This window comes from Streptococcus sp. k-378, from assembly GCF_013277505.1.
GTDB classification, from domain to species: domain Bacteria; phylum Bacillota; class Bacilli; order Lactobacillales; family Streptococcaceae; genus Streptococcus; species Streptococcus pseudopneumoniae.
The window spans coordinates 1-7,634 of the sequence record NZ_VMNC01000097.1 but is presented as its reverse complement, the minus strand read 5'-3'; the positions used below and the strand labels follow the sequence as shown (position 1 = coordinate 7,634).

General features: G+C 40.3%; 6 protein-coding genes and 1 pseudogene. 5 read left to right on the top strand and 2 right to left on the bottom strand.

Annotated features, from left to right (window positions below; all coding sequences use genetic code 11):
* Positions 1-127: 127 nt before the first annotated feature.
* A complete protein-coding gene (locus tag HT719_RS09410) occupies positions 128-1,978 on the bottom strand; it encodes a nucleoside-diphosphate sugar epimerase/dehydratase (protein ID WP_172929001.1) in 1,851 nt (616 codons plus the stop codon).
* Positions 1,979-2,031: 53 nt separating this feature from the next.
* Positions 2,032-3,176 (bottom strand): annotated as a pseudogene (locus tag HT719_RS09405) (glycosyltransferase family 2 protein).
* A 58-nt stretch (positions 3,177-3,234) separates the two neighbouring features.
* On the opposite strand from HT719_RS09405, the gene HT719_RS09400 reads away from it, so the two are divergent.
* From HT719_RS09400 to HT719_RS09380, 5 genes are all read left to right on the top strand, one after another.
* Complete coding sequence (locus HT719_RS09400) at positions 3,235-4,401, top strand: CynX/NimT family MFS transporter (RefSeq protein WP_000744907.1); 1,167 nt, start codon at positions 3,235-3,237, stop codon at positions 4,399-4,401.
* Positions 4,402-4,539: 138 nt separating this feature from the next.
* A complete protein-coding gene (locus HT719_RS09395; RefSeq protein WP_000273854.1) occupies positions 4,540-4,866 on the top strand; it encodes a PadR family transcriptional regulator in 327 nt (108 codons plus the stop codon).
* The gene (locus tag HT719_RS09390) at positions 4,853-5,446 is read left to right on the top strand and encodes a DUF1700 domain-containing protein (RefSeq protein ID WP_172928999.1); all 594 of its coding nucleotides are present in this window, start codon (positions 4,853-4,855) and stop codon (positions 5,444-5,446) included. The genes HT719_RS09395 and HT719_RS09390 overlap by 14 nt, the downstream gene beginning before the upstream one ends.
* Entirely contained in the window at positions 5,439-6,350 is a 912-nt protein-coding gene (locus HT719_RS09385) for a DUF4097 domain-containing protein (protein WP_172928997.1), read from the top strand. Before HT719_RS09390 ends, HT719_RS09385 begins: the two co-directional genes overlap by 8 nt.
* Positions 6,351-6,411: 61 nt before the next feature.
* Positions 6,412-7,476, top strand: coding sequence for a DUF6574 domain-containing protein (locus HT719_RS09380; RefSeq protein WP_172928996.1), 1,065 nt, complete (start codon positions 6,412-6,414; stop codon positions 7,474-7,476).
* Positions 7,477-7,634 lie beyond the last annotated feature (158 nt).

The window sequence follows — 7,634 nt, the reverse complement described above, 5'->3', positions numbered from 1 at the left end:
CATATACATACGGCAAGGCGACGTTGACGTGATTTGAAGAGATTTTCGAAGAGTATAAGTCTCTACATAATAAAACGCATATTACCAAGGTTCTTATGAACAACTTGATAATATGCGCTTTTCTTTTTTATTCAATGTGGGTTGTTTGATTAGCAAAGGCGATAATAGCTTGCTTCAACTCATCTCCACTGAGAGTGCGGAACTCTTCAATCTTTTGATTGATGGCTTCTAGAGGCATGACATTAACCTTACCAACGAAAATTTTATCCATAACTTGATTATCAACCAGTTCGGTTGATACCAAGAGCTCTTCGTAGAGTTTTTCACCTGGACGGATTCCAACTTCAACGATTGGAATTTCGCTTTCGGTGTGGCCACTTAGAAGGACCATTTTCTTGGCCAAGTCATAAATCTTGACTGGTTTGCCCATATCAAGGATAAAGACTTCCCCATCCTTGGCATAAGCACCAGCGTGAATAACCAAACGGCTAGCTTCTGGAATAGTCATAAAGTAACGGGTCATGCGGAAGTCTGTCACCGTTACAGGCCCACCTTCAGCAATCTGACGTTCAAAGACTGGAATGACACTACCACGACTACCAAGAACATTCCCAAAACGAACCGCACAGTAGGTAGATTGGCTACGTTGGTTAAAGCCAGTGACAATCAACTCAGCCACGCGCTTGGTTGCTCCCATAACATTGGGTGGATTAACTGCCTTATCTGTCGAAATCATAACCATCTTAGACACTTTAGCTTCATCAACAGCCTTAGCAACATTGTAGGTTCCGCGGATATTGTTTTTGAAGGCTTCTTTTGGATTGCGCTCCATCATAGGAACATGCTTGTGGGCTGCCGCATGATAAACAATAGCAGGTTTGTACTGCTCAAAGACTTGCAAGAGACGGTCGTAGTCTTGAATGTCCGCAATCACAGGTACATAATCAATCCCTTGGAACTTACGAATCAATTCATGATAAACAAGGTAGATTGAGTTTTCCCCATGACCGAGCAAGACAATGCGTTCAGGATTGAAGCGACTAACTTGACGACAGATTTCAGAACCGATTGAACCTCCAGCTCCTGTGACTAAGATGGTCTTACCTGTCAGTTCTGCACCCAGACGCGATTCGTCAAGACGAATTTCCTGACGACCCAAAAGGTCTGTGATATCAATCTTCTGGAAGCCTCCACCTGCTGGGTGAAGTCCTTGAACAACCGTTTCAACCTTAGGCATCTTGTAACATTTGACACCCAGCTTATTACACATCTGCAAGATACGCTCATACTCTGACGAATCAAGCGACGGAATCACAACGATGACACGCTCGATTTGATGGCGTTTGGCTAATTCAGGCAGATTGTCATAAGAGCCCAAAACAGGGATACCACCAAGTTTTTGACCCTTTTTCTTAGCATCCTTATCCAAGATACCGACCAGTTCTAATTCACTGGTTGGATGTTGGTAACTATCCATAAAGAGGGCCCCACCATCACCGGCACCAATCAAGAAGGTCCGACGGTGTTCTCCATCACCACTACCTTTTTTGCGTCTGGAGTAGAGTAACTGCCAAGTAATCCGTGGCAATAAAATCAAGAAGGTACTCAACAAGATAAAGAGAATGATGAAACGGATGGAGAAGAGTGGCAAGAAGGCATAGCAGATTCCATAAGACAAAACACTGCTGGCAGTCACACCAAAAAAGATTTTCATGAAATCCGTAATCTTGCTGTAACGACTAATACTAGCATTCAACCCCCAAAAACCAATCATCAATTGATAGAACAGAAAGGCCAAACTCGTATAGATAATGTAGTCAACAGGTGCTGGATTAATCAGCCCATAAAATAAAATATAAGATACAATGATCGAAACCACCATACTGAAAATATCAAATATTCCCCAGAAAACCTGCTTTTGTTGTTTATTTAAAATTTCCACCAGATCAATCACATAATCTGTTAGTTTTTTATTCATGTCAATCTACTCCTCCTTAAAAGAGTTTTACTATATTGTTATTGTAGCACATTTTAATTTATTTGGCTTATTTTTCCAAATAAATTACTGTTCCCTTGTACTCTTTCTTCCATTTAAATCCTCTAATTAAACCTACAATCGTTCCAAGGCCATAAGCAAAGTGAATGGAAAATAAAAGAAAGGGCATCACAATTAGAAATCCATTTTTATGTTTTAATAAAGTCAGCAAAGTGAGTAGTGATAAAAGTAAAAAATAGGCGCCTAATAGTAAAGTTATGAATACGAATGTGATCGGTAACAATGCTAGACTAAACACAAGACTCAAAACAAATAAACAAGGAACATAGTGAAATAATGATAAACACTTAAACTGAACATGACTTGTCAAGCCAATCCACAAACCATTTGAATACTTTTGATGCAGCATTTTCTTGAATGTTGGTCGAATATACTGATAAGATAGAATACTTGGGCTATAGCGGATTTTATAACCATGTTCTCGAATTCTATAATGAATATCATTATCTTCAGTTCGGCCAAGTTGCTCATTTACTAAACCAACCTTCTGGAAAACCTCTCGTTTATACATTCCATGAAAAATAGAAGAAACATATCTATCCTCAGAACTATTTCGATAATTGGCAATGCTACTGCCAAACATATTTTCCTCAACAAGATGCAAGGTCTCTCCCCATTTTCCTTTTCCTTCGACAATCGTCGGTCTAGGCCCCCCACAGACAAATTCACCTTGTTGAATAATAGCCACATTGTTCATTACAAAAGTCTCAGTAACTTTTGAATGAGCATCAATTTTTAAAATAAGGTCCCCTACAGAATGTTTAACTCCCAGGTTAAAACCACTAGCTTGATTTTTCTTAGGATTGTTATACAATCTAATTGAGTTAAACTCTGTATCTTCCTTTATCAATTGCTGAATGATAGCTGTGGTCCCATCTGTGGACATAGCATTTATAAATAGAATTTCAATATTCTCTTTAGGATAGGTTTGATTTTTTAAGTCTTCAATTAGACCAGGCAGATATTTTTCTTCATTGTATGCACTGATTACAATGGATACGAGAAGACTTTTAACATTTTGAGTCACTACTACTCTCCTGAATTTTTCCTTCCACCATTCTATCATAATTTTCAAGACTTTCCCATTTTTATCTTGAAAGCCAGAAACCTTACTTGACATTATAGTGAAAAAGCCTTAAAATAAGCTGTTATTAAAAATCAGCTATAAGAGGTATTATATGAAAAAGCAATCACTCTTTTTTGTTCCAGGTATTATCCTGATTGGTGTTTCCTTGCGAACTCCTTTTACTGTTTTACCCATTATTTTGGGAAATATTTCGCAAGGTCTAGAGGTAGAAGTTAGTTCGCTTGGTGTCTTGACCAGCCTGCCTCTCCTTATGTTTACCCTCTTTTCACCATTTTCTACCCGACTGGCTCAGAAAATCGGCTTGGAGCATCTCTTCACCTACAGCCTCTTCTTCTTGACCATCGGCTCACTTATTCGACTAATCAATCTGCCCCTGCTCTATCTAGGAACCTTGATGGTTGGGGCAAGTGTCGCAGTCATCAATGTCCTGCTTCCTAGTCTTATCCAAGCCAATCAACCAAAGAAAATTGGTTTTCTGACCACCTTATATGTAACGTCTATGGGGATTGCAACGGCTCTGGCTTCCTATCTAGCTGTGCCCATTACACAAGCCAGTTCTTGGAAAGGACTTATCCTCCTCCTCACGTTACTCTGTCTAGCAACTTTTTTGGTCTGGCTCCCAAATCACCGCTATAATCATAGACTAGCTCCACAAACCAAACAAAAAAGTCAAATAAAGGTCATGCGTAATAAACAGGTTTGGGCAATTATTATCTTTTCAGGTTTTCAATCCTTGATCTTTTACACCGTCATGACCTGGTTACCTACCATGTCTATCCATGCAGGTCTATCCAGTCACGAAGCTGGCTTGCTGACTTCTATCTTATCTCTGATTAGCATTCCTTTTTCAATGACCATCCCAAGCCTGACAACCAGTTTATCTACTCGCAACCGTCAGCTCATGCTCACTCTGGTTTCACTAGCTGGTGTGGTCGGCATTTCCATGCTCTTTTTCCCAATCAATAATTTCATTTACTGGCTTGCCATCCATCTCCTCATCGGAACCGCAACCAGTGCCCTCTTCCCTTATCTCATGGTCAACTTTTCACTCAAGACAAGCGCCCCTGAAAAGACAGCCCAATTGTCCGGCCTATCTCAAACAGGAGGCTATATCCTAGCAGCCTTTGGGCCAACCCTCTTTGGTTACAGTTTTGACCTGTTCCACTCTTGGGTACCATCTGTAGCTGCCCTCTTGCTCATCGATATCCTGATGACTGTGGCCCTCTTTACAGTGGACAGAGCGGATAAGATCCTTTAAACTTCTAGTTTTAGCTAGAAGTTTTTTATATATAAAAATTTTACACATTTCTCTTGACAGGGCTTTCTTTTAGATGTACAATGTATGTGTAGAAAAATTATATATAAAAATCTTACACATTAGAAAAGGAGGTTTCCCATGTACTTTCCAACATCCTCTGCCTTGATTGAATTTCTCATCTTGGCCGTACTGGAAAAAGGGGATTCTTATGGTTATGAGATTAGCCAAACCATTAAGCTGATCGCTAATATCAAAGAATCCACACTCTATCCCATTCTCAAAAAATTGGAAGGCAATAGCTTTCTGACAACCTATTCTAGAGAGTTCCAAGGTCGCATGCGCAAATACTACTCCTTGACAAATGGTGGTATAGAACAGCTCTTGACCCTAAAAGATGAATGGGCACTCTATACAGACACCATCAATGGCATCATAGAAGGGAGTATCCGCCATGACAAGAACTGAATACCTGACTCAGCTAGAACTCTATCTCAAGAAACTACCTGAAGCTGACCAAATTGAAGCCATGGACTATTTCAGAGAGCTCTTTGACGATGCTGGAGTCGAAGGAGAGGAAGAACTCATCGCTAGCTTAGGAACTCCTAAGGAAGCAGCTCACGAAGTCCTCTCCAATCTTCTCGATAAAAAAATCAATGAGGCACCCGCTCAAAAAAATAACCGACAAATTTTGCATATCGCCTTGTTAGCCCTCCTTGCAGCACCCATCGGTATTCCTCTGGGAATCGCCATCCTCGTGACCCTGTTCGCAATCCTTGTAGCCGCTTTGACTGTTATTCTGGCTTTCTTTGCAGTTTCCATACTGGGTATCATCGGCGGATTCCTATTTTTAGTTGAAAGTTTCACTGTCTTAGCCCAAGCCAAATCAGTCTTTATCTTGATTTTCGGTTCTGGTTTACTGGCTATCGGTGCTTCTTCACTAGTCTTACTAGGTATTTCCTATGTAGCCCGCTTCTTCGGTCTACTCATTGTTCGCCTGGTGCAATTTGTTCTTAAAAAAGGAAAGAGAGGTGACCAGCATGCGTAAATTGACAAAAGGATTTCTCATTTTTGGTGTAGTGACTACCGTTATCGGCTTTATCCTGCTTTTTGTAGGTATCCAATCTGACGGGATTAAGAGCCTACTTTCCATGTCCAAAGAACCTGTCTATGATAGCCGTACGGAAGAACTAACCTTTGGCAAGGAAGTCGAAAACCTAGAAATCACTCTTCACCAGCACGCGCTGACCATCACAGACTCTTTCGATGATCAAATCCACATTTCTTACCATCCATCACTTTCTGCTCACCATGATCTTATCACCAATCAGAACGATAGAACTCTGAGTCTCACTGATAAGAAACTGTCTGAAAGTCCATTTATCTCTTCTGGAATTGATGGGATTCTCCATATTGTAAGTAGTTCATCTAATCATTTTAATGATGTCATCATCGGACTACCGAAAGGGAGAACTCTAAAAGGGATCAACATCTCAGCCAATCGCGGACAAACCACCATCATAAATGCTAGCCTTGAAAATGCGACCCTCAATACAAACAGCTATATCCTCCGAATTGAAGGAAGTCGTATCAAAAACAGTAAACTCACAACCCCCAATATCGTTAATATCTTTGATACAGTTCTTACAGATAGTCAGCTAGAGTCAACAGAACATCACTTCCACGCTGAAAATATCCAAGTCCATGGTAAGGTTGAACTGACTGCCAAAGATTATCTCAGAATCATCCTAGACCAGAAAGAAAGCCAACGAATTAACTGGGACATCTCAAGTAACTACGGTTCTATCTTCCAATTCACAAGAGAAAAGCCTGAATCAAGAGGTACGGAATTAAGCAACCCTTACAAAACTGAAAAAACCGATGTCAAGGATCAACTCATTGCGAGATCTGATGATAATATTGATCTAATATCCACACCAAGCAGACGTTGACAAAAACGCTTACATCTGCTACTATGGAAGCATATTTATCTAACCAAAAGGAGGTTCTACCATGAAACAAGAATGGTTTGAAAGTAATGATTTTGTAAAAACAACAAGCAAGAACAAGCCTGAAGAGCAAGCTCAAGAGGTTGCAGACAAGGCTGAAGAAACGATAGCCGATCTCGATACACCAATTGGAAAAAATACTCAAGTAGAGGAGGAAGTCTCTCAATCTGAAGTCGAACTGGAAAGCCAGCAAGAAGAGACAATTGAAACGCCTGAAGACAGTGAAGCGAGAACAGAAATAGAAGAAAAGAAAGCGTCTAATTCTAGTGAAGAAGAGCCAGATCTTTCTGGAGAAACAGAAAAAGTCACTATAGCTGAAGAGAGCCAAGAAGCTCTTCCTCAGCAAAAAGCAACCACGAAAGAGCCACTTCTTATCAGTAAATCTTTAGAAAGTCCTTATATCCCCGACCAAGCTCCAAAATCTAGGGATAAATGGAAAGAGCAAGTGCTTGATTTTTGGTCTTGGCTAGTGGAAGCAATCAAATCTCCTACGAACAATCTTGAAACAAGTAGCACACACAGCTATACAGCCTTTCTCTTGCTCATTCTGTTTTCTGCATCTTCCTTTTTCTTTAGTATCTACCACATCAAACATGCTTACTATGGACATATAGCAACTATAAACAGCCACTTCCCTGAGCAACTAGCACCTTTAACTCTCTTTTCTATCATCTCTATCCTAGTAGCGACAACACTCTTCTTCTTTTCATTCCTCTTGGGTAGTTTCGTCGTGAGACGATTTATCTACCAAGAAAAGGACTGGACGCTAGACAAGGTTCTCCAACAATATAGTCAACTCTTGGCAATTCCAATCTTCCTCACTGCTATTGCTAGTTTCTTTGCCTTCTTTGATAGCCTACGATTTTCAGCCCTTTTATGTGTGATTAGCATTGGAATCATTCTGCTTGCTAGTCTCCATATCATTACCAGACCAAGTCAAGCAAGTGAAGCCGACTCCTTCTATCAGTTATTCTTGTCTGTCCTTGTGAACGGAGTTATTATCCTCCTCTTCTTTGTAGCTGAAGTGGCACTGATTGGAGATTATCTTCGTATCTTGGCCTTTCTTTAAACTTCATACTCTTCGAAAATCTCTTCAAACCACGTCAGCTTCGCCTTACCGTATGTATGGTTACTGACTTCGTCAGTTTCATCTACAACCTCAAAACAGTGTTTTGAGCAGCCTGCGGCTAGCTTCCTAGTTTGCTCTTTGATTTTCATTGAGTATAA